25 protein-coding genes and 1 pseudogene are annotated in these 25,948 nt (G+C 43.3%); 21 read left to right on the top strand and 5 right to left on the bottom strand.

Annotated features, from left to right (window positions below; genetic code table 11):
* Positions 1–49: 49 nt before the first annotated feature.
* Together J2Z69_RS17010 and J2Z69_RS17015 are read left to right on the top strand one after the other, a co-directional pair.
* Positions 50–1,024 carry a ring-cleaving dioxygenase gene (locus J2Z69_RS17010; protein ID WP_209865395.1) on the top strand — a complete coding sequence of 325 codons (975 nt, stop codon included), beginning with the start codon at positions 50–52 and terminating at the stop codon, positions 1,022–1,024.
* Between the two features lie 34 nt (positions 1,025–1,058).
* Positions 1,059–1,916 (top strand): VOC family protein, encoded by an 858-nt coding sequence (locus J2Z69_RS17015; RefSeq protein ID WP_209865396.1) that lies wholly within the window; start codon positions 1,059–1,061, stop codon positions 1,914–1,916.
* A gap of 64 nt (positions 1,917–1,980) precedes the next feature.
* Here the strand turns inward: J2Z69_RS17015 and thrS are convergent, their stop codons facing one another.
* Positions 1,981–3,894 carry a threonine--tRNA ligase gene (gene thrS / locus J2Z69_RS17020; protein WP_209865399.1) on the bottom strand — a complete coding sequence of 638 codons (1,914 nt, stop codon included), beginning with the start codon at positions 3,892–3,894 and terminating at the stop codon, positions 1,981–1,983.
* A 547-nt stretch (positions 3,895–4,441) separates the two neighbouring features.
* Here thrS and J2Z69_RS17025 point away from each other — a divergent pair.
* The 3 genes from J2Z69_RS17025 to J2Z69_RS17035 all read left to right on the top strand — a co-directional run bounded on the left by J2Z69_RS17025 (position 4,442) and on the right by J2Z69_RS17035 (position 7,997).
* Complete coding sequence (locus J2Z69_RS17025) at positions 4,442–4,885, top strand: GNAT family N-acetyltransferase (protein ID WP_209865402.1); 444 nt, start codon at positions 4,442–4,444, stop codon at positions 4,883–4,885.
* A 111-nt stretch (positions 4,886–4,996) separates the two neighbouring features.
* Complete coding sequence (locus J2Z69_RS17030) at positions 4,997–5,929, top strand: manganese-dependent inorganic pyrophosphatase (protein WP_209865404.1); 933 nt, start codon at positions 4,997–4,999, stop codon at positions 5,927–5,929.
* 184 nt (positions 5,930–6,113) lie between these two features.
* Positions 6,114–7,997, top strand: coding sequence for an LTA synthase family protein (locus J2Z69_RS17035; protein ID WP_209865407.1), 1,884 nt, complete (start codon positions 6,114–6,116; stop codon positions 7,995–7,997).
* A gap of 208 nt (positions 7,998–8,205) precedes the next feature.
* Here J2Z69_RS17035 and ytxJ read toward each other — a convergent pair whose 3' ends face one another.
* Complete coding sequence (ytxJ, locus tag J2Z69_RS17040) at positions 8,206–8,544, bottom strand: bacillithiol system redox-active protein YtxJ (RefSeq protein ID WP_209865410.1); 339 nt, start codon at positions 8,542–8,544, stop codon at positions 8,206–8,208.
* 192 nt (positions 8,545–8,736) lie between these two features.
* Between ytxJ and J2Z69_RS17045 the strand changes: the two genes are divergently transcribed.
* The 3 genes from J2Z69_RS17045 to J2Z69_RS17055 all read left to right on the top strand — a co-directional run bounded on the left by J2Z69_RS17045 (position 8,737) and on the right by J2Z69_RS17055 (position 12,847).
* Positions 8,737–11,001 (top strand): PAS domain S-box protein, encoded by a 2,265-nt coding sequence (locus tag J2Z69_RS17045; RefSeq protein WP_209865413.1) that lies wholly within the window; start codon positions 8,737–8,739, stop codon positions 10,999–11,001.
* A 143-nt stretch (positions 11,002–11,144) separates the two neighbouring features.
* The gene (locus J2Z69_RS17050) at positions 11,145–11,639 is read left to right on the top strand and encodes a MarR family winged helix-turn-helix transcriptional regulator (protein ID WP_209865416.1); all 495 of its coding nucleotides are present in this window, start codon (positions 11,145–11,147) and stop codon (positions 11,637–11,639) included.
* A complete protein-coding gene (locus J2Z69_RS17055) occupies positions 11,639–12,847 on the top strand; it encodes an MFS transporter (RefSeq protein ID WP_209865419.1) in 1,209 nt (402 codons plus the stop codon). The genes J2Z69_RS17050 and J2Z69_RS17055 overlap by 1 nt, the downstream gene beginning before the upstream one ends.
* A gap of 197 nt (positions 12,848–13,044) precedes the next feature.
* Here the strand turns inward: J2Z69_RS17055 and J2Z69_RS17060 are convergent, their stop codons facing one another.
* Positions 13,045–13,788: a YwaF family protein gene (locus J2Z69_RS17060; protein ID WP_209865422.1), complete on the bottom strand. Its 744-nt coding sequence runs from the start codon at positions 13,786–13,788 to the stop codon at positions 13,045–13,047.
* A 139-nt stretch (positions 13,789–13,927) separates the two neighbouring features.
* Between J2Z69_RS17060 and J2Z69_RS17065 the strand changes: the two genes are divergently transcribed.
* The 5 genes and pseudogenes from J2Z69_RS17065 (at position 13,928) to J2Z69_RS17080 (ending at position 16,723) form a co-directional block, all read left to right on the top strand.
* Complete coding sequence (locus tag J2Z69_RS17065) at positions 13,928–14,188, top strand: YqkE family protein (RefSeq protein WP_342591612.1); 261 nt, start codon at positions 13,928–13,930, stop codon at positions 14,186–14,188.
* A gap of 148 nt (positions 14,189–14,336) precedes the next feature.
* Complete coding sequence (locus tag J2Z69_RS17070; RefSeq protein ID WP_209865427.1) at positions 14,337–14,972, top strand: NAD(P)-dependent oxidoreductase; 636 nt, start codon at positions 14,337–14,339, stop codon at positions 14,970–14,972.
* A gap of 240 nt (positions 14,973–15,212) precedes the next feature.
* Positions 15,213–15,677: a hypothetical protein gene (locus J2Z69_RS17075; RefSeq protein WP_209865430.1), complete on the top strand. Its 465-nt coding sequence runs from the start codon at positions 15,213–15,215 to the stop codon at positions 15,675–15,677.
* A gap of 160 nt (positions 15,678–15,837) precedes the next feature.
* Positions 15,838–16,146, top strand: a pseudogene (locus tag J2Z69_RS19215) (MBL fold metallo-hydrolase); the annotation flags it as partial.
* A complete protein-coding gene (locus J2Z69_RS17080) occupies positions 16,046–16,723 on the top strand; it encodes a TetR-like C-terminal domain-containing protein (RefSeq protein ID WP_245339428.1) in 678 nt (225 codons plus the stop codon). The pseudogene J2Z69_RS19215 and the gene J2Z69_RS17080, both read left to right, overlap by 101 nt.
* A 358-nt stretch (positions 16,724–17,081) precedes the next feature.
* Here J2Z69_RS17080 and J2Z69_RS17085 read toward each other — a convergent pair whose 3' ends face one another.
* A complete protein-coding gene (locus J2Z69_RS17085) occupies positions 17,082–17,651 on the bottom strand; it encodes a type II toxin-antitoxin system PemK/MazF family toxin (protein ID WP_209865435.1) in 570 nt (189 codons plus the stop codon).
* Between the two features lie 342 nt (positions 17,652–17,993).
* Here J2Z69_RS17085 and def point away from each other — a divergent pair, with 342 nt between their 5' ends.
* Positions 17,994–18,590, top strand: a complete 597-nt coding sequence (gene def, locus J2Z69_RS17090) for a peptide deformylase (RefSeq protein WP_209865439.1) — start codon at positions 17,994–17,996, stop codon at positions 18,588–18,590.
* A 97-nt stretch (positions 18,591–18,687) separates the two neighbouring features.
* Here def and J2Z69_RS17095 read toward each other — a convergent pair whose 3' ends face one another.
* On the bottom strand, positions 18,688–19,605 hold the full coding sequence (locus tag J2Z69_RS17095; protein WP_245339429.1) for an NAD(P)/FAD-dependent oxidoreductase: 918 nt from the start codon (positions 19,603–19,605) through the stop codon (positions 18,688–18,690).
* Positions 19,606–19,967: 362 nt separating this feature from the next.
* On the opposite strand from J2Z69_RS17095, the gene J2Z69_RS17100 reads away from it, so the two are divergent.
* From J2Z69_RS17100 to J2Z69_RS17130, 7 genes are all read left to right on the top strand, one after another.
* Positions 19,968–20,105, top strand: a complete 138-nt coding sequence (locus J2Z69_RS17100) for a hypothetical protein (protein WP_209865442.1) — start codon at positions 19,968–19,970, stop codon at positions 20,103–20,105.
* Between the two features lie 257 nt (positions 20,106–20,362).
* The gene (locus tag J2Z69_RS17105) at positions 20,363–21,244 is read left to right on the top strand and encodes a LysR family transcriptional regulator (protein WP_209865445.1); all 882 of its coding nucleotides are present in this window, start codon (positions 20,363–20,365) and stop codon (positions 21,242–21,244) included.
* 150 nt (positions 21,245–21,394) lie between these two features.
* Positions 21,395–21,670, top strand: a complete 276-nt coding sequence (locus J2Z69_RS17110; protein ID WP_209865448.1) for a glutaredoxin family protein — start codon at positions 21,395–21,397, stop codon at positions 21,668–21,670.
* Positions 21,671–21,733: 63 nt separating this feature from the next.
* Entirely contained in the window at positions 21,734–23,062 is a 1,329-nt protein-coding gene (locus tag J2Z69_RS17115) for an LLM class flavin-dependent oxidoreductase (protein ID WP_209865451.1), read from the top strand.
* Positions 23,063–23,118: 56 nt separating this feature from the next.
* Complete coding sequence (locus J2Z69_RS17120; protein ID WP_209865454.1) at positions 23,119–23,277, top strand: hypothetical protein; 159 nt, start codon at positions 23,119–23,121, stop codon at positions 23,275–23,277.
* Positions 23,222–24,295 carry an LLM class flavin-dependent oxidoreductase gene (locus J2Z69_RS17125; RefSeq protein WP_209865458.1) on the top strand — a complete coding sequence of 358 codons (1,074 nt, stop codon included), beginning with the start codon at positions 23,222–23,224 and terminating at the stop codon, positions 24,293–24,295. Before J2Z69_RS17120 ends, J2Z69_RS17125 begins: the two co-directional genes overlap by 56 nt.
* Positions 24,296–24,475: 180 nt before the next feature.
* Positions 24,476–25,771 carry a homocysteine synthase gene (locus tag J2Z69_RS17130; protein ID WP_209865461.1) on the top strand — a complete coding sequence of 432 codons (1,296 nt, stop codon included), beginning with the start codon at positions 24,476–24,478 and terminating at the stop codon, positions 25,769–25,771.
* Positions 25,772–25,948: the final 177 nt, after the last annotated feature.

Here is a 25,948-nt window from a genome sequence, read left to right on the forward strand (position 1 = left end):
TTACACTTATATAACACTCTCTCAATTTAACTCGATGGAGGTATGCATAATGGAACTTAAAGGAATTCACCATGTATCTGCAATTACAGCACATGCCTCACACAATTTTGAATTCTATACAAAAGTGCTTGGACTTCGTCTCATTAAAAAAACAGTCAATCAAGATGATATCGGGGTATATCATTTGTTTTATGGAGATGAACAGGGTAATCCAGGAACAGAACTTACGTTCTTTGAAATCCCCAATGCAGGGCGTAACCGTGATGGTGTAGATAGTATATCGGCTCTATCTTTACGTGTTCCAAATGATGCAGCGCTTCAGTATTGGCAAAAGAGACTTACCGAGTTTGGCGTGGAGCAGGATGAGATCATAGAGCTTGGTGGACGTTCAGCTCTAGCCTTCCGAGACGAAGAAGGGCAACGTGTGATTTTGGTCTCTGACGAGAACAATCAGGGGGTTGCGGCAGGTAAGCCATGGGTAAAGAGCCCTGTGCCGATAGAAGTGGCTATCACAGGCTTAGGTCCTGTTAAGCTTACAGTTAGTAATCCCGAACCTACGGTCTTGGTACTTCAAGATCTTCTAGGTTTCCGAGCTAAAGGAACGTACCCATCGTCGATCTCTGGACAGCCAGATATTCTTGTCTACGAGACAGGAGAAGGCGGTTCAGGAGCCGAAATTCATGTGGAAGAACGGCGTGATTTGGACCCCGAACGCTTAGGGAGAGGCGGCGTGCATCATGTTGCTTTTCGTGTAGATAACGATGATGAACTTCAAGCTTGGATTAAGCGCATCAGCCAAGTGCAGCTGCCCAATTCGGGGTATGTAGATCGCTTCTACTTTCACTCCCTATATTTCAGGGAGCCGAATGGTATTTTGTTCGAACTAGCGACCGATGGCCCGGGATTTGCAACAGATGAGGAGATTGAACATCTTGGCGAGACCCTGGCCTTGCCACCTTTTTTGGAATCCAAACGGGCACACATTGAAGCTAATTTGAAGCCGCTTGATACGAAGCAAGGATAACATAAATTTGTTACTGAATAAGGAGAGTTAGAATATGACGATCATTCACCCACAGACTACACTTGGGGTAGTGCAACTCAGAGTCAGCGACTTGGAGACTTCAACTATATTTTACACAGAAGTAATAGGACTAAATATATTGCATCAATCAGATTATAAAGTTGAACTTACAGTAGATGGGGAGCATTCCATCGTAATCTTAAGTGAGCTGACGAAAGGGACCGTACTCCCTCAAAGATCAGGAGCAGGGTTATATCATTTTGCGATTCTGGTCCCCGATCGTGCCTCTTTGGGTCTTGTTGTCCGAAATTTAGTGAAGCACAATATTCCTGTTGGACAGGGGGACCATCTAGTCAGTGAAGCCCTGTACATTAGTGATCCCGATAATAATGGGATTGAAATCTATCGCGATCGTCCGCGGGATACATGGACCCGTGATGAGCAGGGGCTCATTGTAATGACGACAGATCCTGTGGATGTGGAGGGTCTGCTTGCGGCATCGGAAGGGCTGACTTGGAGCGGACTTCCCGAAGGAACCGTGATTGGACATGTACATTTCCATGTGGCTGATCTCAATCAAGCTGAAGCTTTTTACGTAGGTGTATTGGGGTTTGAGATTGTAGCACGTTACGGTGATTCTGCATTATTCATCTCTGCCGGGGGATATCATCATCATATTGGCCTGAACACATGGGCAGGTGTTGGAGCAAGTCCAGTGCCTGAGAATGCTGCCGGGCTAGACTTCTATGAGATTATAGTACCGAGTCGGCAGGAACTTGATGTGGTTGTAGGACGCTTGCGAGCCTCTGGAACTGAGGTGCATGACGGGGATGACGGGGTCTATTATGCCAAAGATCCTTTTAATATCAAGGCGAAACTTAGCGTAGCTTAAACTTTGAGGGTATTCCTCTATAACAAAACGGTGTTCCTCCTTCAGGAGAGAACACCGTTTTTGTTTATTTCCGAGCTACTATTAAGGCACTTACCTCATCGATGAATGTCTTTACAGGTACAGCACCTAGTTCACAAGCCCCTTTGCGCCGAACAGATACTTCTCCAGCAGTCTGCTCTTTTTCACCTACGACAAGAGTGTAAGGGATTTTCTGCATGTTCGCTTCTCGAATCTTGTACCCGAGCTTCTCACTACGGATATCTACCTCTACCCGTAAATTCACAGCAGCCAGTTGAGCTTTAACCGATAGAGCATAGTCTAGAAAATGCTCGGACACCGGAACAATCATCGCCTGCACAGGGGCTAGCCAAAGCGGGAAATCGCCCCCGTAATGTTCGGTAAGGATACCTACGAATCGATCGAGAGAACCATAGATAGCGCGGTGTATCACAACAGGACGATATTTCTGATTATCTTGGCCAATGTAGGACAATTCAAAATTCTCTGGCATCTGGAAATCAAGTTGAATGGTTCCACACTGCCAACTGCGTCCGATGGCATCGAGAATATGAAAGTCTATCTTAGGACCATAGAAGGCACCGTCACCTTCATTTAACTGATACGCTACTCCACGCTTATCTAGCACATGCCTTAGAGCATTCTCTGCTTGATCCCAAAGTTCTGGAGCGCCCATGCAATCTTCAGGACGAGTGGATAACTCTATATGGTAAGTGAAGCCGAACACGGCATAGATGCGGTCAATCAGTTCCATAATCTGCTGGATTTCTTCCTCGATCTGATCGGGCCGGACGAAGATATGCGCATCATCTTGGCAGAACGTCCGAACACGCATCATCCCATTCAGTGCTCCAGAGAATTCATGCCGATGCACTTGGCCGAACTCTGAAAGGCGTATGGGCAGTTCTCGGTAAGAGTGCAGACTATTTTTGTAGATAATCATGTGTCCGGGGCAATTCATTGGTTTGAGTGCAAATTCTTGTTCGTCTACCTGTGTGAAATACATATTGTCCTTATAATGATCCCAATGGCCCGATTGTTCCCATAGCTTCTTATTCATCATGAAAGGTGTTCGTACTTCCTCGCATCCCCATTGCCGCTGCATGTCGCGTGAGAACTCCTCCAGTTCTGTGCAAAGCGTCATTCCCTTAGGCAAGTAGAAGGGCATGCCCGGGGCTTCTGCGGAGAACATGAATAATCCGAGTTCCTTGCCAAGTTTGCGATGATCCCGAGCGCGTGCTTGTTCTAGACGCTGCAAATGATCTTGAAGTTGGCTCATTTTGGGAAAAGCTGTACCATACACCCGCTGTAACATCTTTTGCTTCGCATCTCCGCACCAGTAAGCCCCAGCTGTGCTTAATAATTTGAAAGCCTTGATCTTTCCTGTGGAGGGAAGATGAGGTCCGCGGCAAAGATCTACGAATTCACCTTGCTGGTAGAGACTAATCTCTGCATCCAAGGGAAGATCCTGAATAATCTCTATTTTTAAAGGCTGATTCATTTCTTGAAAGAGAGCTAAAGCTTGTTCACGACTAACGACTGTACGAACAATAGGCAGGTTCTCGCTTACTATCAGAGCCATTTCCTGTTCAATGCGCCCGAGGTCTTCAGGAGAGAGGGTCTGGTCCAGATCCATATCATAATAAAATCCATCTTGAATAACAGGTCCTATTCCGAACTTCACTTGACTAGCTCCATAGATTCGCTGTATGGCTTGAGCGAGCAGATGGGCGGTGCTGTGACGATGGATTTCCCGTCCTTCGGGACTATCTAAGAGTAGAACTTCAAGCTGACTATCTTCATGGATGGAATAGCTTAGATCAACCAACACGCCATTTACTTTTGCGGCAGATGCCGATTTACGGAGTTTGGAACTGAGCGAACCGGCGATCTCATCCACCGTTGTTCCAGCGGGGAACCTTCTAACAGCACCATCGGATAAAAAAATTTGAACATTCATGGGTAGAACCTCCACTTCAAAATGTACGCATGACCGCGCCGAGCTGTGAACGCAAAAAAACACTTCATCCCAAGGGACGAGTGCGTTCAGCTCGTGGTTCCACCCTAATTCGATCTGCATAGCCCATTCCTCGCAAAAAAACTGCGGAGAACAGACAAGTACAGCATCCTTATTAGTATCCGTTAACGCCGGAAAGATCGGTGATGTCTAATGTCGCCTCATACGAATAGGCAGGTTCAGCATCACAGCTACAAAGGGGTAATTCACTTCTGGTCATCTGAAGAGGCTCTCACCACACACCTCTATCTCTGGCAGGCCATGAAGGGAATCATGTCTTTGATACTCGCTTCTGTTCTATATGTTTTCCAATTATAGGGGCAAGGATTCACCCCGTCAAGCCCGAATGATGATGCACTCTCTCAAGCTTACCGACATATGAAATTTGAATATAGGACTGTTATAATGAACTCTAACACTAGTAACTTTGAAAGTGAGATGGAAGAATAGATAGCTATTTTCGTAGGTTGTACAAGAAGGGGGGAGCCGTATGGAGATTGTGATCAGAACAGTTGATGCAGATCATGAAGACTTGAAAAGATTAATTGAGCAGTTAGATTCTTACTTGCTGACCTTATATCCCCAAGAGGAAATCTTCACCGTTCAATTGAATAAAGGGCATTTTATCGTAGCTTATGATGGTGAACAAGCCGTAGGTTGTGGCGGTATCGTACCGTACACTGAACAGATTGCAGAGTTGAAGCGATTTTACGTCGATCCATCGATTCGTAATCGCGGTGTAGCGAATCATATGCTTGTCCATTTAGAGCATCTAGCTAGGGCTCAAGGCGTGCAGGAGCTGCGATTAGAGACTGGAGAGCCTCAATATGAAGCCGTTCAATTTTACATAAAGCATGGATTTGAAGAAATGGAGCGTTTCGGTGAATACACGCAGTGTGAGAGTAGCCGCTGTTATGTGAAGAAATTTACGTAATAATTAGGATTAAAGGCATTGGAATAAGGCGAATTAACCGCTATAATCAGAAATAGGGCTTAATTCCGGCGGCATATGTCGTCAAATAACGAATAAAGGGGAATTTCCGAAATGGCAAACACTTTAATTTTTGGACATAAAAACCCAGACACAGATACGATTTGTTCGGCAATCGCTTATGCAGATCTGAAACATCAATTAGGCTTGGAAGCGGAAGCTGTACGTCTTGGGGAAGTTAGCTCCGAGACGCAATATGCATTGGATTATTTCAAAATTGCAGCGCCTCGATTGGTGGAGACGGTTGCGAACGAAGTGCAAGATGTCATTTTGGTAGACCACAATGAATTTCAACAAAGCGTGAGTGACATTGCAGAGGTTCGTGTCGTTGAAGTTATCGACCATCACCGTATCGCTAACTTTGAGACAAGCGGTCCGCTCTACTACCGTGCGGAACCAGTAGGATGTACCGCTACAATTCTGAACAAAATATATAAAGAGAATGGTGTTTCTATTAAAAAAGAGATTGCCGGACTCATGTTGTCTGCTATCATTTCCGATTCCCTGCTATTCAAATCTCCTACATGCACAGAGCAAGATATCGCCGCTGCTCGTGAACTCGCAGAAATTGCTGGTGTAGATGCAGATGTATACGGCCTAGATCTACTCAAAGCTGGAGCGGATCTTAGTGATAAGACCATTGCTCAGCTCATTACAATTGATTCCAAAGAGTTCCAAATGGGAACTTTCAAAGTGGAAATTGCCCAAGTGAATGCCGTCGATACAAATGATGTGTTGTCACGTCAAACCGAAGTAGAAACTGCGTTACAGGCTGTTATTGAACAGAAGGGCCTAGATTTGTTCCTTTTCGTAGTTACAGATATCTTGAACAATGATTCTGTAGGTCTAGCTCTCGGTGCTCAAGCCGCAGCGGTTGAAGAAGCATATAACATTAAGCTAGATAGCAACAAAGCAGTGCTTAAAGGTGTAGTTTCCCGTAAATCACAGATTGTTCCTGTACTTACTGAAGTATTGAACAAGAAATAAGATAGGTTACAAAATAAAGGATCAGGTTCCTGTAATATGGGGAACCTTTTTCTGTCTTTAAAAATAGATGAATACAGAATGATATATGGAGAAAATGATACTTAATCATGGAAAATAGCCACAGGATGTGGATGGTGTTATACTATTTTTATTAACTTTTTTGGGAGAGGATAGGGCATCTGCGATGAACAATCGAACAAGGGGCGACTATCTTGTGACGCCTTTTTTTGCTGTTTTTATTTTGCTTTTTCTGAAGCTAATTCTGCTTAGATATTTTTTCTTTGATGGGATTGAGTGGCTGCGGCTTGCGACAGATGCACTTGCTGTATTGTCATTGTTAAGTATATTAGAACTTCTTCTGCCTTCGAGAGCGAAGGGAGTTGGCTATTGGATGTTCAATCTAATCTTCTCCTTGCTGCTGTTTTCATCGACCGTATATTTTAACCACTTTAACTCAATTCCTACGTACACCGCACTGAATGAACTGCATCAAGTCACCAAGATTAAGTCCAGCATTCAATCGACACTAAAATGGTCGGATTTTATATATTTTGTAGATGTATTTGTATTTGCATTCGTTTGGATTATCTATCGAATTCGAGGAGTGCGAATACCTAGAAGAACATCGATAAGAAAGACAGGTATGATTCTTACTGCAATCATCAGCCTTGCTCTGTCAGCAATCTATATTAACAACGGTAAGAGCATTGCCAACGAGCTTGCCCAAGCGGAAAATTTGGGTTTTTTCGATTACCAAGTGGCGGCAGCGCTCAAGGCAAAAGAAGAAAATATTGCCGTGCTTAGCGGTAATATTCAAGATACGATTGCCCAAGTGGATGCGCTTCAGGCATCATACCCCTATCAATCAGACAAATTAAAGACGGCGGTAACACCTGCATATTTCGGTAAAGCTAAAGGGAAAAATCTAATTATGGTTCAAATGGAAGCTTTTCAAAATTTCCCGATTCATTTAACGTTGGATGGACAACCTGTGACACCGGTCTTGAACCAATTGGCCTCGGAGGGGTTGTATTTCCCGAATGTATTTCAAGAGATTGGGCAGGGGAATACTTCGGATGCGGAATTCATGTCCAATACCTCCATTTATCCAACAGGAACGGTAGCGATGTCTTCAGGTTTTGGGGATCGCGAACTCCCGAGTCTGCCTCGACTGCTTCAGAAGTACAATTATGAAGCCAGTACGTTCCATGTGAATGACGTGGGATTCTGGGATCGAAGCAAACTGTACCCTGCGCTTCATTTCAATCAGTACTATGACAAGCCATTTTATAATAATGATCACTTTAATGATTTTGGAGCTTCGGACGAAGAACTTTACCGCGTGGGGGTAGACAAGCTGTCAGCGTCACAGTCGGAAGATAAACCGTTTTATGGTCAGTTTGTGACGGTATCGAGTCATTTTCCTTTTAAAATTCCGGATGATCAAGTTCGAATTAACATTCCTGCGAACATGCAGGGTACGGAGATTGGCGAATATATCAAAGCGGTGAATTACACCGATTATGCCATTGGGACTTTAGTTGAAAAGCTGAAAGCGAACGGAATGTGGGATGATACGGTACTCGTGTTTTATGGGGATCACTTTGGTCTGCAGCCCCAGGATATTGATCCATCGACGCTCAGTACGCAGCTAGGGATTCATTATGATGAGCGTATTACAAGATTCAATATACCATTAATCATCCATATTCCAGGACAGACAGAGGGCAAAGTGATTACGCAAGTGGGGGGTCAACTCGATATTATGCCAACGGTGGCAAATCTATTGGGGATATCCCTAAGTAAGGAAAAATTCACGGCGTTTGGACATGACCTCATGAATACCGATAAGAATATCATTGGTTCACGTTATTATCTTCCTACAGGTTCCTTTTTTAATAACGACATTCTTTTTGTGCCTGGAAAAGGTTTTGAAGATGGAAAGGCAGTTTCCCTCAAAACTATGGAGCCTCTCGCAGACTTTACCAAATATAAAACAGATTATGACTATATTCTCAAATTAATGAATTTGTCGGATACCTATGTGAAAATGTTGCCGAAGCGTTAAGATCTATGTAACTTTAGGGAATGTAGATAAGTAAAGAGGGTTCTCCAAGGAGAACTCTCTTTTTTATGGGAGAACGGAAATGTGGCGGTTAGAGGGCACTCTGCATTTCTCTACAGAATAAACGGGCATAAAATAAGCCATAGAGAGGGAGAAACTTTCCCTTCTATGGCTCTGAAGTGAATCGTATCCATGTGATCCTTATAATTAATTAATCTAATACGGCCTTGATGTGCTCTTCTGTGATGGCCCAGTGTGTAGCGCTCCAGTATTTAGCCTTATCTTTGATGTAGATAACCTGTGGTGATTCATGTTTTACACCGAGGTCTTCAGCAATTTGATTGGAGATGGGACGGGACTCAATTACTTTCACTAAGCGATAATCCACATTGGAATTCGGGTTAGCTTCAATGTAATCATTAAACTCTTTTAAAGCGTTGGAACTTACAGGGCATGTCGTGCTATGTTTAAGCACCAATTGACCGCGCTCAGCGGATTGTTCCAAGATTTGATTCCATTCTTCAGCCGTTGTGAATTCTGTCCAGTTCATTGTCTTACAGCTCCTTTTATATAGATCTTTCGAGATTTCTAATCATTTGTTCTTCTATAGAATAGTAGCACTTTAAGAAGAGAAGATTCAAGTTTGACACATAGCAAGAGTTACATATAACATTAGGTGCAGTTACTAATTCATTACCAAAATATTTCATGTTATGTACTATATAATGACGGAGGCGTATGCATGCTGAACGGACCGTTTAACCCACTACCTTCGCCATATGATCAAGTGTTTGATACAGCTCCTATAGCGATGGCTGTGCTATCCCTTGAAGGCGGAATACTTCGGGCCAATCAGAACTTCGCAACGTTGATCGGTGGACTCGAAGAAACGCTTACGGGGACATCTATTGAAAGTATCATTCAAGCAGAGAGTCTCAGCGCATTCTATCAATATAGAGATGCCATATTAGAGGGAGAGCAGGAATGTAAAGGGATTACAATTGAGCTGATGCATGCGAATCAAAGTGTATCTCAGGTGACTATGAGCCTCACGCTCGTAAAAGATAATTCCTCCCTGCCTGTCTACTTAATCGTATATGCGGACGCTATTAAGACATTGCCAAGTAAAGGCGAACTTCAGCTTAAAGAGGCTATGAGTCTTGCTGCTATTGGAAGTTGGGAATGGATTGCGGCTACGAACCAAGTGACTTGTTCTGAGCAAGTCTATAAGCTGTGTCGGTTACCCCTGGAGGTAAAGGAGAGAACACCGGCTCAAATTCTGGAATTAATTCCTGAGCCCGAGCGGGAACGGTTTGCTATGCTAATTAGGGAAGCGATATATGAGCCGCAATTTAATCTAGAATTCACTTTGGAACAAACGGATCAGCGGTTACAATATTTAGATCTAAGAGGCAAGGTTGTTCTGGACCAACAGGGGCAGATCGTTAGAGTCTATGGAACAATTCAAGATCAGACGGTACGAAAAAAAATGGAGTTACAGTTACAGGAGAGTGTGGAGCGTTATAATTCTCTGAAGAAATACAATCATGATGCTGTATTTTCACTGGATCTACAAGGTTATATTATAAATTGTAATCAAGTAGCCGAACGACTGACAGGATTTAAGATTAGCGAGATGGCAGGGAACAGCTTCACGACCTTCATCCAAATGCCGCATCTCGATGCCATACTGCTTCAAAGTCCTGATGAATCGACAGAAGCTAATATTATACAAGTGACGCATAGAGATGGACACATCTCCGAAGTCATTCTGACCATTGCTCCCATAATTATTAATGGATTAAATGCCGGATGTTACGTTATGGCGAAGGATGTTACGGAGCAGCGTAATTTATTAATGGCGAAGGAAGCGGCTGAGACGACCAACAAGGCCAAAAGTGAATTCCTTGCTGTTATGAGTCATGAAATTCGTACGCCTATGAATGGGGTCATAGGTATGACAGATCTACTTCTAGAGACGACAGAGCTAGATGAGACGCAGCAAGAGTATGTAGAAATTATTCGTAAAAGTGGAGATTCCCTGCTGAATATTATTAATGACATTCTTGATTTTGCAAAAGTCGAATCGGGCAAAACGGAACTCACGGAAGAACCTTTCGACTTAAGAACGATAGTTGGAGAGACGTTGGATATTCTTCGTCCTAGAGTGATGAAAAAAGGTTTGGAGCTGCATTCTAGAATCGATGATAATGTTCCTGATCGGATTGTGGGAGATGCTGAGCGCTTGAAGCAAATTTTTATTAATCTGCTAGGAAATGCGATCAAATTTACCGATCAAGGTGAAGCGTCCATCCATGTCTCAGTACTTAGGAATAACCATGAAGGAATCAAACTTAAGTTCGCTATTGAAGATACAGGAATTGGAATTCCCGAACATCAACGAGATCTATTATTTGAACCGTTTCAACAATTAGATCATTTTATGAGCCGCAATTATGAAGGAACAGGTCTTGGTCTAGCCATCTCAAGAAAATTGGTTGAACTGATGGGTGGGCAGATAGAACTGATGGTCAAGGAAACAGCAGGCGCTTTATTTGAGTTTACGGCCTGTTTCCATAGTCCTAAGCTGCATTTAATGGAAGAAGCCATCGATGTAATTAGCGCAGAAGAAGATGCTCGGAGTAAACTGAATATTTTGATAGCTGAAGATAACGAGACCAATCAGTTGGTGCTTCAGCGGATTTTGCAAAAAGAAGGATTATCGGCGGATGTAGTTAGTGATGGTTGGAAAGTGCTTGAGGCACTCAATCAGCAGGAATACGATATGATTTTTATGGACGTGCATATGCCGGGATTAAGTGGACTTGAGGCAGCCAAGATGATTCGAAGCGATATTGCCAAGGACCGACAACCTATTGTTGTTGCAGTTACAGCGAATGTACTTAAGGGTGATCGAGAAGTTTGCTTGGAAGCGGGCATGGATGATTACATTAGCAAGCCCATCAAATCGCAAATGATCAAGGATATGATCGCTAAATATTTCTAGCAGAAAGAACCGTGCCGTGGCACGGTTCTTTTGTTGTTTTAAGAGGAGGGTACATTAGAGTACATTGACATCCATCCATCATTCAGAATATAGTTGTCTTAACAACTAAGTGTTATATCCGATAAGTAAGGAGTGAAATGCATATGGGTTCCTCTTTAGATGATTCGTTTGGCTTCTATATGGGCATCGCTTATCGCAAACTGAATCAACTGTTTCACCAACGTATGAAGAGTTTTGATATTACACCAGAGCAGTGGGTTGTATTACACCGAATATGGGAGCAAGACGGTATGATTCAGAAAGAAATTGGTGAGAAATCTGGCAAAGATAAACCTACGACGACCCGAATACTTATGATGTTAGAAGAGAAGGGGTTAGTTCACAAAGTATGTGGCGATCAAGACCGCAGATCGTATACGGTACATATCACGGCTGCTGGGCAGCAATTAATGGAGCAGACTCAGCCACTAGAAAGACAGGTGCTTCGGGATGCAGTAGGAAACCTGGACGAAGCTCAGATACACCAATTAAGAACCATGCTGCAACAAATTATTGAGCAGACAGATCATTTTTTAGACCAAGAAGACAAAAATAAAGACAGTGAAAAGCATAAACACAACCAGAAGGAGAGAGCCTAATGAAGCCTACTGAACATCATGAAGGGCTGTGGACCAAAGCTTTTATCGTTCTCACCCTCAGTTACTTATTGTTATTCCTAGGGCTACAGATGTTGTTATCGCCCTTTCCTACTTATGCCAAACAGCAGTTCCATCCCAATGATTTTACTGTAAGTCTAGTGACGAGTCTATTCGCACTATCGGCGATTGCGACTAGATTCACGATGATCCCTGTATTGAGACGGGTACATCGTAACATCATTTTATTTTTGGGTATTTTCCTTGCGGGTTTGGCCACCATCCTATACGCCTATGCAGGGAACATGGTTCAGCTGCTCCTCCTGCGCATCTTGTTCGGAATTGGTTTTGGGATGGCGAGTACAGTCATGCCAACGCTAGTCTCACAGATTATTCCCAAACGACGCTTGGGCGAAGGGATAGGTTACTTCGGATTATCTACTAGTCTAGCCATGTCCATTGGCCCATTAGTGGGCCTGTCCGTCATGAAAAACTATGGCTTTCCCCTGCTTACCGTGATGGGAACGATCGTCATTCTATTCATCGTCCCGTTGCTTCTGCTTACACGGAGTATCCCTGCCCCTTTGCCGGTAGTATCTATAGCTCAGGATGCAGACACAGAGAATAAAAAGGGATTTCCTATAGGTATCCTTCTTCCGGCAGGACTTAATATGCTGATTTCGATTACGTATGGCGGTCTGTTAGGCTTTTTAGCCCTATATGGTGAACAGATTCATTTAGGAAATATCGGCTTATTTTTCTTATTTAATGCTTGTACTTTATTAGTGATCAGACCCATTTCTGGGAGGTTATTTGATAGTAAGGGACCGGGGGCGGTATTGATTCCTGCCGGTGTACTAGTGTTCGCAAGTCTTATTGTATTATCTTATACACAGTCTCTGGGATTTCTGATTGTCTCTGCTTTATTATATGGACTAGGATTTGGTGCGATTCAGCCAGCAACTCAAGCTTGGATGCTCCGCCAGACCCCGCCTAGACAACATGGCTTAGTCAACAGTCTATTCTATAACTCCATTGATTTCGGCGTAGCGGCGGGTTCCATGGTACTTGGAATCATTGCCTCAGCAACGAACTATGCAATGATGTACCGACTATCTTCAATTGCCATGATTCTATTCCTAGCAGTATATGTAATGTCGGTTATGTCTCAGCGTAAGAAAAAGGCGGCCACCCAATCTGCGCCAATGTAAAAGAACATGAACAATGAAAAAGAGCATGAACCATGTAAAAAGGCATAAATCAATGTAATCCGGTAGGTAATGGATACAAACGATGCCATTAAAAAGAAGCTAACCTTGCTGCTCCAAGGGCAGCGGATTAGCTCTTTTTTACCTATAGTAAGATTCCAAAACCTTAGAAGATAGGGTTAGGATTTAAGCTTTTCATATTAAAATGAAGAATGCCGTCGCTTAGGTTTGTTATACGTAGGCAGTAGGGCAAAAGGAAGGTACAAAATGAAAAAGAGGACTAAGGCTACCCCCTCAAGCGATAGAATATACCATGGGTATGGCCCGAGTACGTCCATTAAGGAAGCGGTGAGTGGCTTGTGCGCGAGGAACATATAATTACCGCCTGTGTAATAATTCACTATAGATATGAAGACCAACAGAATATTGAGGAAAATCATAGTTAGGCCCAGAGATCTGAGCGTGGGGCGCATGTGTTCAACCCACACCATATAGAGAATACAAAGAATAATGACCATATGAGCAATGAAAAACTCTAAAAATCGATAATGAGGAAAAGGATAGTCCAGCGCAGGAGTGAGTAAAGCCTGAAGTGCTCCTCCAATGCCGGTAAAATATACAATTTGAAAGATACGATAACTTCTAAGTAGAAGCATAAAGACACACATGTATAGAGAAATACTACATAACTCTAAAGGTAGCGTTTCCTTGAGACTATATGTACCTTGTTCTATACTCCATACATTCAGAGAAACTTCGCACAGAATAAGTACCCCTGCAAATGCATATTTGGCTAATGCTCTACGACGGGAACTTGCTCCAAGCCATTGCCGGTTTAGATACAAGAGGATAGCCCCTGCCAATAAAATTCCTAACATGAACAAATGAGACGTAGAAAATGCCATGAATGAATCCGATGGTGCTCTCTCAAAAAAAGACTGCATCACGATTAACCCCTCTCTGTATATCCTAAATTTTAACTTATTATTGAGCGATGTATATATTTTAATTGTGATAAAATCTATTAGGTATGGAACAAGTATAATTCATGAAATGAGTTACATTATTAACGAGGTGAAAACAGTGGCAAAAAAAACAAATAGACCTACGGTAAAAGCAACGCGAACAGAGGATAAGCCTACTACACTGAAAGATTTGCTTCGACCTGAGGTGCTGGGCAAGTTACAAGCACAAGCTGCTGAAATGAAGGCATCTGAATTAAGCAAAGCGGAGGAAATCCGAAAACAAGCGGAAGAGACCAGAAAAGCGGAGCAGAAGAAATTAGACAACAATTTTGAACATTTGCTTGAGCAAAGTGCATTAGATTGGCATAAGTTCAAATGATAAGGGGTGAACCTGGAAGTTCAGGTTCATCTTTTTTTTTTGAGAATGGACTACAGATGGGAGGACAGTCAGAAAGTTGACTTTTAAACTTTATGTAACTATATTGGTTACAGGAATTATATTATAAACCCATAATGGAGGAATGAACATGGCTAAGATTGCGGTTATTGGAGCAACAGGTAAAGCAGGGAGTCAGATCATTAAAGAAGCGAACAATCGTGGGCATCAGGTTACAGCGATCGTTCGAGATGCATCCAAATTAATTAGTCCCGTAGATGCTATCATAGAACGGGATATCTTAGATTTGAAGAATGAAGATGTTAAGGGGTTTGAAGTGGTAGTGAATGCATTTGCGGCCCCTCTAGGTCAAGAACATCTACATGTGGATGCCGGAAATATACTGATTCATGCACTTCAAGGAACAGATACACGTCTACTGGTTGTCGGCGGGGCAGGTAGCTTATACGTAGATCCAGAGGAGACGATTCGTGTAGTAGATACACCTGAATTTCCAGATTTCATCAAACCAACAGCCAACAATCAAGGTAAGAATCTTGAGATATTGAAAAACACACCGGATTTGAAATGGACATTTCTTAGTCCGTCGGCAGAATTCGCGATTGGTGAACGAAAAGGTGAATATAAAGTCGGAAAAGATCAATTATTAGTGAACTCTGCCGGTAAAAGTTACGTATCATATGCAGACTATGCTATTGCTGTAGTCGATGAAATCGAACATCCCCAGCATATCGGCGAACGATTCACTGTAGTATCGGAATCTTAATTCCCCGGACAAGAAGAACAAAAGGACTAGAAAAAGATAAGAAAACTCATGGATATAGCTAGTCCTTTTCATACAGAAGTAGGCAATTGGAATTAAGATACAAAACTATTTTTGTGAAAAGCTGAAATTTATGAGCAAATAGACCGATTATTATAGGGAGAAGTGATCTACCGGAAGGCTTACCCGAGGACGGTCACGCTAACAACTGGGTCGATGGTTCTATAAAGGGAGGCTTTTCCTATGTATTTATTAATTCCAAGTTCCTACCAAAGTTCAGATCGTGCAGGTCTGGATATGCACAAATTCGGACAACTTCTGGAACAACGTAGAGTCAAGAAGTATGGCGAAGAGGATGAGCGCACATGGATTGCGGCTCAACGTTTTGGAACTAGTCAAAGTAGGTTTATGGCGTTATATCTATTAAAAGATACGTCCACATTCCGTTATTATTACCGGAGAAAGTTAGAGCTAGGATTGGATGATGTATTTAATGTCATCATTTGTAGCTTATATTATGAAAAAGAAAAAAGTCAGTTGAAGCAAGAATTAATTCGTTCGTTAAAGTTGACGCAGAACTTAGTTACGGAAGAGGTAGCTTTATTCCAGATCAAGCAGTTCAATCGTGACCTGCATGCCCTATTATCGGAAGAGAGACAAATGTCGATAACACCATGGTCTGATGTGAGATCAGCTACAACGGTATAAATAGTTTCCCCTCGTGAAGTATGAAGTGCTCAATGAATATGATAAATAATGAAGCAATAAACTGATGAATAGATACGTTGAAGCCCTCTTTTTCCTACGTGGAGATAGGGGGTTATTTCTGCGATAAAATCATTCCGTAGGAAAAAATCAAAACATAAATCATACGCCGGGCTCCATGGCGCTATATGATGTGCGCAGCGGAGCGCTTATCGCAGGCGATGCGATGCAGCTGCGCGGGGGTATGGCTGTCAGCGGGCAGATCCGCCCGCTGTTCCCATTCCCCGCCTGGGCCACGTGGAGCGGAGAAGAATCGCTGAAGTCCGCGCAGAAGCTGCGCGATCTTCAGCCTTCGCTGCTGGCCGTAGGCCATGGCGCTATGCTGCGTAGCCCGGTCCCGGCTATGGACCGGGCCATCGCTACCGCGGCGCGTCACCTCGCGCGCGGTGCAGCTGGAGGCGGCCGTGCCTAGGGCCGGCCTGGACCTTGCGGCCGTCACTAACGCGGCCGCTGCTTTAGCGGATGCGCACGGGCTAAGCGCCGTGACGCTCGCTGCTGTCGCCCAGCGGCTGGGCGTGCGCAGTCCGTCGCTGTACAATCACATCGACGGATTGTCTGCGCTTCGCAGCGAGCTGGCTGTGCGGGGCCTGAACCTGCTCCAACAGCGATTGGAGCAGGCTCAGGCTGGAGTGCAAGGCGAAGCAGCGCTGCATGCTTTTGCCCAAGCCTATGTTGCCTTTGCCGATGAACATCCCGGGCTGTATGAAGCATCCCTAAGGGTTGCTGAACCCGGTGATGAGGAATGGCAACAAGCAGGCCAGAATCTGCTGGAAATGATCAAAGCCTTGCTTAAGGACTACTCATTGCCTAGCAAGGAACATACGCATGCGATAAGAGGATTAAGAAGCATCTTACATGGCTTCTGTGACCTAGAGCACAAGGGTGCTTTCATGCAGCCTATCTCCAAAACAGACAGTCTTATCTATATCATGAATGCTTATATTGCAGGACTTTCCAAAAAGGTGATTAAGTCTCAGCCCAGCGGGTAAACAATACTCAAGAAGTACAAATGGGTGCTGGGGCAGGGGTCCAGCGACACGGAAGCATAGAACAAAAATAACCCCCGACCGAAAGACCGGACGGGGTGACTTTGCTCACGACCTGGTGAGCGACATATTAATATCCTATCTTTGGAAATCAAATTTAATACCAAATTAGGAAGTTATTTAAAAGTAGGGTAAAAATGAAAGAGGGAGCTACAAGGCTCCCCTTCGGACTCAAGACACGTAAAACGTGTGAATTTTTCCACGACGAGGTGGAAGACATAATTTACTGGTTAAGAATAACTCTCTGAACTAAGAGTAACCTGTCCGTAATTTATTGTCAATACAATTTTCACGTTTTTTTTCACAATCCGAGTGTCCACTTCATTCGATTTTCTAATCGATTGATGTCTTCTTCATCCAAATTTCCGAGATGTTCTTTCAGACGTATTTTGCTTACCGACGTAGTTTCTTCTGTTTTTGCAGCTGAATCAAAGGCCAAGAACCCATACTTACTAACGAATAAGAAATAATGGCTCTGAAAGCGGGGCACGGGTTTGCCGTCCCGAGTAAGTACAGGTTGTTTCGTTTTGAAGTTGGTTTTCGCTTTTAAATTTTTTGTAAGTGGAATGACAATGACATTGCCTGAAGTCGAATTAACCGTATTATTGGAAATGATAACGACAGGACGTTCCTCGTTCTGCTCACAACCTACATTTTCGCCAAAATGACAGAAATGTATAGCTCCTCGTACCATCTTTCGACTTAATTGTTTTTTCTCATTCTCTATCCAATAATGGGCCATCTTAATCTTAGCAGGCATCCATTCCATAATTTGCTGTTCTTTGAGCGCTTTCTCGGTCATGATGCGTTCTGCTGCTCCTCTATTTACGGTTCTAGTGGGGGTGGGCTTCTCGTCCCGTTGTTCGTACATAAGATCCTCTCCTGGTACAATCGATTATATGATGCTTAAGCTATAAAAATATCCTTTATTATGATTTACACTTATTTATGGTCATATTAAACAAGATCGCGGCAATTTTATTCTTTTCTCATCATAGGGTCATTCCTTCAGACGCAGAATAGGCGTAAAGTATATGATATTAGGTGTTTTTGAACCTAGAAGTAGCAGTTCTCGCTTTGCTTGGGTAAATGACTGCTTGCTTTGACAGGAACCATGGGAAGTGATAGTTTAAGAATGCTCAGCATAGGGATAATTGAATTGCTAATTCTAATAACATTAATCATCAAATAAAGGTGGATGGAGTTCTAGGTTATGAGTAAATTTAATGCGAATTATGTCATTGTAATGGAAGATATCGTACGTGAGGGAAACCCAATCCTTCGTGTAGACACAGAGCCTGTGAGTATGCCTCCAACAGAGGAAGATCGTGAAGAAATGGCATCGATGATGCAGTTTCTGAAGAATAGTCAAAATGAAGAGATGGCTCGTAAATATAAGCTTAGAGCAGGTGTAGGAATCTCAGCCAATCAAATTGGACTTAATAAACGTATGTTCGCGGCACTGCTTACTGATGTTAAAGGGAAAGTCACAGAATATGCCTTATTCAACCCCAAAATTATTAGCCATTCTGAGGCGATGACGTATTTGCCGGAGAGTGAAGGATGTCTGTCGGTAGATCGGCCCATTCAGGGGTTCGTTCCTCGTTATGAACGTATTCAGATTAAAGCCTATCTTGCAGATGGTAGTGAGGTCAAACTCCGTTTCAAAGGATTTCCCTCCATTGTGATGCAGCATGAGATCGATCATCTGAATGGCATCATGTTCTTTGACCGTATTCATGCGGATAACCCATTCAAATTACCCGATCATGTTCAAATTTCAAGTCTCTACAAAGCATCGGATTCCTAAAAGGTTCAAATTACTAAAAAATGGAATATATATAGTTTCGATCTTAAGGGCGTTCATTCCTGCTTGATAAGAATGAATGTCTTTTTGCGTTGCGTGCTCAAAATTCCTCTTGTAACAAATCCATATGAATTCCCATACCCGCACGGCACCCGTCTGCAGCTGCAATCACAAGTTGAGCAGGAGCAATTAACGCGGTATCACCTGCGGCATAGACGCCCCAAATTGAAGTTCTTCCATAATCATCTGTCACCCAGCCTCCTGCAGGAGAACGGGCACAACCCAAAGATTCTCCAATTCTGGAATGTTGAAATACCTGAGGGATAACGAACCCTCCACTTCGCTCAATGGAATAACCATCTCCAAAATGAACACGTTGTAGACATCTTCCCTGACCGCTAAAGCCCACGATGGGTTGATCTATAATGCGTATATTCCGCCGATAAAGGGCATTTCGCTGATATTGATCTAAACTATCATGCCCCATGGTACAGACAATTAGATGACGACTCCAGTGATACACCATTTTGCTCATCTGAAAGATCTGATTCGTAGTACCTATAACAAGAAGAGGTTGATCTCGTAATTCCCAACCATCACAGTACGGACAACTGAATAGACTGGTGCCATAGTATGTCTCAATACCTTTGATTTCAGGCAAAACTTCTCGAAGACCTGTGGCCATCAATAGTTTTTTGGTATGGAATATACTTCCGCTGTGGGTATGCACCTCGAACGAGTTCGTATGTCTAATCATTTCAGTAGCTTGTTCCTGCCTTCTATGAACAGATGGGTATCGGGCTAAATCGTCTGTAGCTAATCGGCGGAATTCATTTGGTGCTATACCATCGCGCGTAATAAACCCGTGGGAAGCATGGGTCACTTCGTTTCTTGGATGCGCATCATCAAGTAGCACGGTGGTTCGCCGAGCACGTCCGAGAATCAATGCAGCATTTAGTCCTGCGGGCCCACCGCCAATAATTAATGCATCAAGCATCTGAATTGCAATCGCCTCCAAGTCAGCGTTCCTTATGTTAAGTATATTGTGGAGGGATATGTTACTTTCCTATTTTAATTTCCTGCATCTTTCATTAGAAATGTTCTCGTAAGAATCTATGCCAAGGGCAATCAAAGAAATAGACGCATGTCCAGATCTGGACCCACCCATGTACATGGAGCTGTAGATTATAGAATATGAGTATCTTTAGGATTGGTGAGCCTGGATGTAGAAGGAAAAATAGTACATTTATTGCTGTTTTTCCTACATATTTAAAAGATCGACTTCCTTTGCAGGTATGGGAAGGGGTCATACCACAGAGGGATTATCTAAAGTTTCCAGAACAAGATGTCCTGATGAGCAGAATAGTCACACCTAGTCACATGAAAGTACGCATTATGGCTAGTCGGAATCCGCACCAGGCATATCACACTGTCCAAGCTACGATCGAAGAAGCTTATTTTATTCGAAAACGGGATAAAGATCGTTTATATCAATCCCATCATCATTTTAAAATGTAATTGTATATGTAGTAGAATTGCAAGATGAGCTGTAACATGTTAGGTCTCTATATCTAAGCGTTGAATTTTAAAAGCTCAGTCCAAAGAGGACTGAGTTTATGATATGTGTAGCGCAAGTTATAAACTAAAATAGATAGGATTGACGCTTTACCGCGCTGTACTATATACTCAGTTCCAACAAGAAAAGGAAACATTTTAACATTAATTCCGACTTAATCCATAAGTTAAATAAGTTATAGGGTGGAGATGATTACAAGATGAACATAGATAACATTGAAGCTTTTGTCTACGTTGTGCATTTTGGGAGTTTTAACAAAGCTGCAGATGCCTTATTTTTATCTCAACCTTCAGTTACCGCAAGAATTCAATCCCTTGAGCGGGATTTGGATTGTAAGCTGTTTGATCGAATCGGCAAGAAAATCAATCTCACCGATAAAGGACAAAAGTTCCTCTTGGATGCTCAGCAGATTCTGAGAATCTACCAGCGAAGCAAACAACATTTACAAAGTGAGGAGACCGTCCCCAACGAACTGCGAGTCGACTGTACCGTATCGGTCTCAAATTATATCATCCCCGAGATATTGCCAAGAATTAAGCGGTCATTCCCCGACATCAATATTAAGCTATCTACCGCAACGAGTGACACGATATTGAAGCGAGTCTTGCGCAAAGAAACGGATTTGGGATTAGTTAGAAATGTCGTGCATCCCCATATTCATTCCGTGAAGCTGTGGGAAGATCCGATTAAGTTATATGTCTACGAAGGACATCCCTTTGCTGAGCACCAAACGGTATCAGCGGAGCAGTTAGGCTCGGAACCTTTTATCTTTTTCGAGTGTGGTTCACTGGATTGGGTACGAATTCATCGTTCCTTCGAAAGCCTAGATCAACCCCCGCAGATTGATTTTCATGTGGATAACCTGGAGACAGCTAAAAAACTGGTCATGAATAGGGCGGGGATTTGCTTCCTTCCAGAGCAGTGCACGAAAAACGAGGTGCAAAATCACAAGCTGATTCCTGTGCATGTACCCGAAATTTCAGGAAATGCGCTGCATACGCACATCATTTCCATTCAAGGCGAGCATACCCTCGTGAGTCATGCTTTTTTGGAGGCGGGAAAAGAAGCACTTATGCGCTGATGAGATAGCATTAGCAACTACATTAAAGATATCTATTAAGGTATAGAAAGAGTTAATTATCGATTCGATATGGTGGAATGGTATATTAACGTCATAAATACAATTTAACGGGTAGGAATAATAGATAATTCAAATTATGGAGGTGCTTATATGTCCATTCAACCTAACATTGTAGTGTGGAGTAAAACAGGCTGTCATTTTTGCGGAGAGATCAAGGCTTATTTAGAAGCACATCATTATGCTTATGTGAATCTTGAAGTTGCAGGTCATGATATTCTGCGTGATGTATTAGAAGCCAAGTACGGAATACGTCATGTTCCCGTAGTAGAAGTGGGCTACGGCCAGACTTATAGTGCTCTGATTGAGGCCGATATAGAAAAGTTGGAGCAACTTCTAGAGCAAAGTAGGAATCTGCAATCCATTTAAAGCAGGAGCGAAATCTACGAATTCTTAGTCAAAAACTACTTCTTTACGGGGAGGATATCAATGATGACGGAGAAGAAGAAAATAAAATTTGGTGCTCTTATCCATGGAATAGGCGGGTCGATGGCATCTTGGAGACATCCTGAAGCAAGTACGGATGCGAGTGTGAACTTCGAGTTTTATAAACGTCAGGCGCTCAAGGCAGAAGAGGGGAAATTTGATCTAGTATTTATTGCAGATGGATTGTTCATTAATGAAAAATCACTGCCGCATTTTCTGAATCGGTTCGAACCCATTACAATCTTATCTGCACTTGCTGCTGTAACTTCAAAGATTGGGCTCGTCGGAACGCTCTCTACTTCCTATAGTGAACCCTTCACCGTATCTAGGCAGTTCGGCTCCCTAGATCACATCAGTGGGGGCCGTGCAGGATGGAACGTGGTAACTTCACCGCTTGAAGGTTCAGCTAACAATTACAGTAAGACTGAGCATCCGGCGCACCCCACTCGCTACAAAATCGCCGAGGAATACCTCCAAGTAGCCAAAGGCCTCTGGGATTCTTGGGAAGATGACGCTTTTATTAGAGATAAGGAATCGGGTGTATTCTTCGATAAAGAAAAGCTTCACACGCTGAACCATCAGGGGGAATTCTTCTCGGTTCAGGGGCCACTCAATATAGCTAGATCCAAACAGGGACAGCCTGTTATTTTTCAAGCAGGATCTTCTGAAGATGGCAAAACGCTCGCAGCTAAAAGTGCAGATGCTGTCTTCACGGGACACGACAGTCTGGAGGAAGCAAAGGCGTTCTATCAGGATGTAAAGAGTAGAACGGTGCAGTATGGACGATCACCTGAAGATATTGTCATTTTGCCAGGAATTAGCCCCATCATTGGGCGAACGGTAGAGGAAGCAGAACGTAAATACCATGAATTAGCTGAACTAATCACGATCGAAAATGCTCTGAATTACCTTGGACGTTTCTTCGAGCATCATGATTTCTCGCAATATCCACTGGATGAGCCTTTTCCCGATCTTGGGGATTTTGGAAGCAACAGCTTCCGAAGTGGTACAGATAAGATTAAGCAGAAGGCTAAAGAACATCATCTTACGCTGCGCCAAGTAGCGCTTCAAGCGGCAACGCCAAAAAGTAGTTTTATCGGTACTCCTGAGCATATTGCCGATCTAATTCAGCAATGGTTTGAGGAGGGCGGAGCCGATGGTTTTATTATTCATACAGAACTGGCTAGTGGACTTCATGATTTCGTAGACCTAGTAATTCCCATTCTGCAGGAGCGCGGATTATATCGTCTAGATTACGAGGCGGATACGCTGCGTGGAAATCTGGAAGTACCTATTCCTGTGAATCGCTATGCTCGGGTAAAAGCGAGCACATAATCGATGCTCCGTCCATAATGTATGCTGGATGCTCTGAAATTTTCATTTACTAAGGCATGGATTCCAGCAAAGAGGTGGCAGCAATCTTGCATGTTGAGGCATTGCAGAATCAAGGCAATGCAGTGCCAATGGCACTCATAAGCAAAGGGGAAGATCAACATGAAATTTGCACTGTTCAGTCTCATGATGAACATTCCGAACTCGGTTACCGGTGAAACGCTGACAGCGCAGCAAAAGTTTCAAAATGTACTGAATCAAGCGGTACTGGCGGAAGAGTTGGGATTTGAGGCTTACGGCGTAGGAGAACGGCATGGTGAGCCGTTTCTTTCTTCATCTCCACAAATGGTATTGACGGCGATTGCAGCCAGAACCTCGAAAATTCGGCTGTTGACCACGGTGACTGTACTGAGTGTTCTCGATCCGGTTCGGGTGGCTGAAGATTATGCTACACTGGATCATTTATCACAAGGACGCCTTGAAATGATTATCGGTAAAGGCAATGATCCTCGGCACTATCCGCTTTTTGGCATTACCGAAGAAGAGCAGTGGGATTCACTAGCGGAACGTTATGCTTTATTAAAGCGATTATGGACTGAAGAGCATGTGAACTGGCAAGGCCGGTATCGTACAGCTCTTACGAATGTTACAACGCAACCCAGACCTTTTCAATCATCCATTCCCGTATGGCACGGGAGTGCTTCAAGCACATTATCTACAGAGCTTGCAGCCAAGCTTGGTGAACCTATTTTCTCTTCGAACGGCTTCCATCCCCAAGCCAAATATAAGGCATTGATTGACCATTATCGGGAACGTTTAGCTCATTATGGGCATGACCCAGCCAAGGCCATAGTAGGTGCTGGGGGAGGGACGTTATATTTGGCAAATACGAATGAAGAGGCAGTTAGAAAATATTGTCCTTATTACAACGCTTTTCAATCTACGGAATCAGCTAAGCATAACCAGTCGCCCTTTAGAGACCTTGAAGATAATATAGAGCGTGGTCCTGCTCTTGTTGGCAGTGCAGATCAGGTCATTGAGAAGATTTTGGACTATCAAAGAGCTTATGGTAACCAAGTGCTTAGTATTAGTGTCGATGGCCTGACGGAATCAGAACAACGGGAACAAGTGGAGCGTTTTGCTCGGGATGTTATGCCTGTACTTCGGCGAGAGATCCCAAGTACGGTCTGGAATCAACAGGGACCTTATGCCAAACAATCTGAAATACATGCTTAATTACGGGTGTATAGATTTTTTATATACAAAAATTAAATTTTAATTCATATATAATCTATCGGAATTACCTTCCCAAATGGCAAATCTTGTGAGAGAATGAAGGTAGATCAACTTATTGTTTTCAAGGTTACATTTTATTCATGTCATACTTTTTAAATGCAAAGGGGAGGGCAACACATTATGTCAGATCAACAACGCAAATTAGGTTTGGAGACCATTGCTATTCATGGGGGACAGGAGATTGATCCTACGACTCAATCCCGTGCAGTTCCTATTTATCAGACGACCTCATATGGTTTTCGGGATACGGAGCATGCGGCGAATCTGTTTGGACTAAAAGAATTCGGCAACATCTATTCCCGGATTATGAATCCTACGAATGATGTTTTTGAGAAGCGCGTTGCAGAGCTAGAGGGCGGTGTAGGAGCGCTAGCAACGGCTTCCGGGCAAGCTGCAATTACATTCTCCATTCTTAATATTGCGGGAGCTGGCGATGAAATTGTTAGTTCTTCTACATTGTATGGCGGTACATATAACCTCTTCTCCACTACACTGGCCAAGCTTGGCATCACAGTTAAGTTTGTAGATGCATCCAATCCCGAGAATTTCCGAGCAGCTATTACAGATAAGACCAAAGCACTCTATGCAGAGACATTGGGCAACCCTAAAGGAGATGTGCTGGATATCGAGGCTGTGGCAGCGATTGCCCATGAGAACCAGATTCCATTAATCGTAGACAATACGTTCCCTAGTCCTTATTTGCTTAGACCGATTGAGTTTGGGGCAGATGTCGTCGTACATTCCGCTACGAAGTTCATTGGAGGACACGGCACGACCATTGGTGGCGTCATTGTAGATAGTGGTAACTTCGACTGGAAAGCGAGTGACAAGTTCCCTGAACTTACAGAACCTGACCCGAGTTACAATGGGATTATTTATACGGATGCTGTGGGTCCGCTAGCCTATATTATCAAGGCAAGAGTGCAGCTTCAGCGGGATTTAGGAGCTTCCTTATCTCCATTTAACTCATGGTTATTGCTTCAAGGACTGGAGACGCTGCATCTTCGTGTTGAACGACATAGTCAGAATGCCCTGAAGGTGGCGCAAGCTCTTGAGGCACATAAGGATGTAGAATGGGTAAGTTATGCGGGGCTACCTAGCCATGCCTCTTATAGTTTAGCGCAGAAATATCTGCCTAAGGGGCAAGGTGCAATCTTAACCTTTGGAATCAAAGGGGGATTAGAGTCTGGCCGCAAGCTGATTCATAACGTCAAACTATTCTCCCATCTTGCCAATGTAGGAGATTCCAAGTCTCTGATTATTCATCCAGCGAGTACCACCCATTTACAGCTCTCCGAACAAGAGCAGGCTAATGCGGGGGTAACACCGGGACTGATTCGGTTATCCATCGGCACAGAGTCGATTGATGATATATGGCATGATCTGGAGCAGGCCATTGAGGCCAGCCAGCGTTAAAGCAGCACGTTTTGCAAGGCATTGGTAGTATATTCTCCCTATTGCGTCATGTCTCGGAAGAAACCGAGGCATGACGCCTTTTTTGTATGTAAATAACTATTTGCTTAAAATATTAAATCTTAGACCATCGCCTATTTACTTCGTACAGATAAAGGATTACTATAAAATAAAAGTTTC

The sequence above is a fragment of the Paenibacillus shirakamiensis genome, assembly GCF_017874255.1.
GTDB classification, from domain to species: domain Bacteria; phylum Bacillota; class Bacilli; order Paenibacillales; family Paenibacillaceae; genus Fontibacillus; species Fontibacillus shirakamiensis.

Bases quoted from the DNA above. Each gene is read 5' to 3' on its own strand.
- J2Z69_RS17010 (WP_209865395.1), top strand. From the start codon at position 50: ATGGAACTTAAAGGAATTCACCATGTATCTGCAATTACAGCACATGCC.
- J2Z69_RS17035 (WP_209865407.1), top strand. From the start codon at position 6,114: ATGAACAATCGAACAAGGGGCGACTATCTTGTGACGCCTTTTTTTGCT.
- J2Z69_RS17130 (WP_209865461.1), top strand. From the start codon at position 24,476: ATGTCAGATCAACAACGCAAATTAGGTTTGGAGACCATTGCTATTCAT.
- J2Z69_RS17085 (WP_209865435.1), bottom strand. From the start codon at position 17,651: ATGTACGAACAACGGGACGAGAAGCCCACCCCCACTAGAACCGTAAAT.
- thrS (WP_209865399.1), bottom strand. From the start codon at position 3,894: ATGAATGTTCAAATTTTTTTATCCGATGGTGCTGTTAGAAGGTTCCCC.
- J2Z69_RS17105 (WP_209865445.1), top strand. From the start codon at position 20,363: ATGAACATAGATAACATTGAAGCTTTTGTCTACGTTGTGCATTTTGGG.
- J2Z69_RS17115 (WP_209865451.1), top strand. From the start codon at position 21,734: ATGACGGAGAAGAAGAAAATAAAATTTGGTGCTCTTATCCATGGAATA.
- def (WP_209865439.1), top strand. From the start codon at position 17,994: ATGAGTAAATTTAATGCGAATTATGTCATTGTAATGGAAGATATCGTA.
- J2Z69_RS17110 (WP_209865448.1), top strand. From the start codon at position 21,395: ATGTCCATTCAACCTAACATTGTAGTGTGGAGTAAAACAGGCTGTCAT.
- J2Z69_RS17045 (WP_209865413.1), top strand. From the start codon at position 8,737: ATGCTGAACGGACCGTTTAACCCACTACCTTCGCCATATGATCAAGTG.
- J2Z69_RS17015 (WP_209865396.1), top strand. From the start codon at position 1,059: ATGACGATCATTCACCCACAGACTACACTTGGGGTAGTGCAACTCAGA.
- J2Z69_RS17030 (WP_209865404.1), top strand. From the start codon at position 4,997: ATGGCAAACACTTTAATTTTTGGACATAAAAACCCAGACACAGATACG.
- J2Z69_RS17080 (WP_245339428.1), top strand. From the start codon at position 16,046: ATGGCGCTATGCTGCGTAGCCCGGTCCCGGCTATGGACCGGGCCATCG.
- J2Z69_RS17025 (WP_209865402.1), top strand. From the start codon at position 4,442: ATGGAGATTGTGATCAGAACAGTTGATGCAGATCATGAAGACTTGAAA.
- ytxJ (WP_209865410.1), bottom strand. From the start codon at position 8,544: ATGAACTGGACAGAATTCACAACGGCTGAAGAATGGAATCAAATCTTG.
- J2Z69_RS17050 (WP_209865416.1), top strand. From the start codon at position 11,145: ATGGGTTCCTCTTTAGATGATTCGTTTGGCTTCTATATGGGCATCGCT.
- J2Z69_RS17125 (WP_209865458.1), top strand. From the start codon at position 23,222: ATGAAATTTGCACTGTTCAGTCTCATGATGAACATTCCGAACTCGGTT.
- J2Z69_RS17060 (WP_209865422.1), bottom strand. From the start codon at position 13,788: ATGCAGTCTTTTTTTGAGAGAGCACCATCGGATTCATTCATGGCATTT.
- J2Z69_RS17100 (WP_209865442.1), top strand. From the start codon at position 19,968: ATGAAAGTACGCATTATGGCTAGTCGGAATCCGCACCAGGCATATCAC.
- J2Z69_RS17120 (WP_209865454.1), top strand. From the start codon at position 23,119: ATGGATTCCAGCAAAGAGGTGGCAGCAATCTTGCATGTTGAGGCATTG.
- J2Z69_RS17070 (WP_209865427.1), top strand. From the start codon at position 14,337: ATGGCTAAGATTGCGGTTATTGGAGCAACAGGTAAAGCAGGGAGTCAG.
- J2Z69_RS17055 (WP_209865419.1), top strand. From the start codon at position 11,639: ATGAAGCCTACTGAACATCATGAAGGGCTGTGGACCAAAGCTTTTATC.
- J2Z69_RS17075 (WP_209865430.1), top strand. From the start codon at position 15,213: ATGTATTTATTAATTCCAAGTTCCTACCAAAGTTCAGATCGTGCAGGT.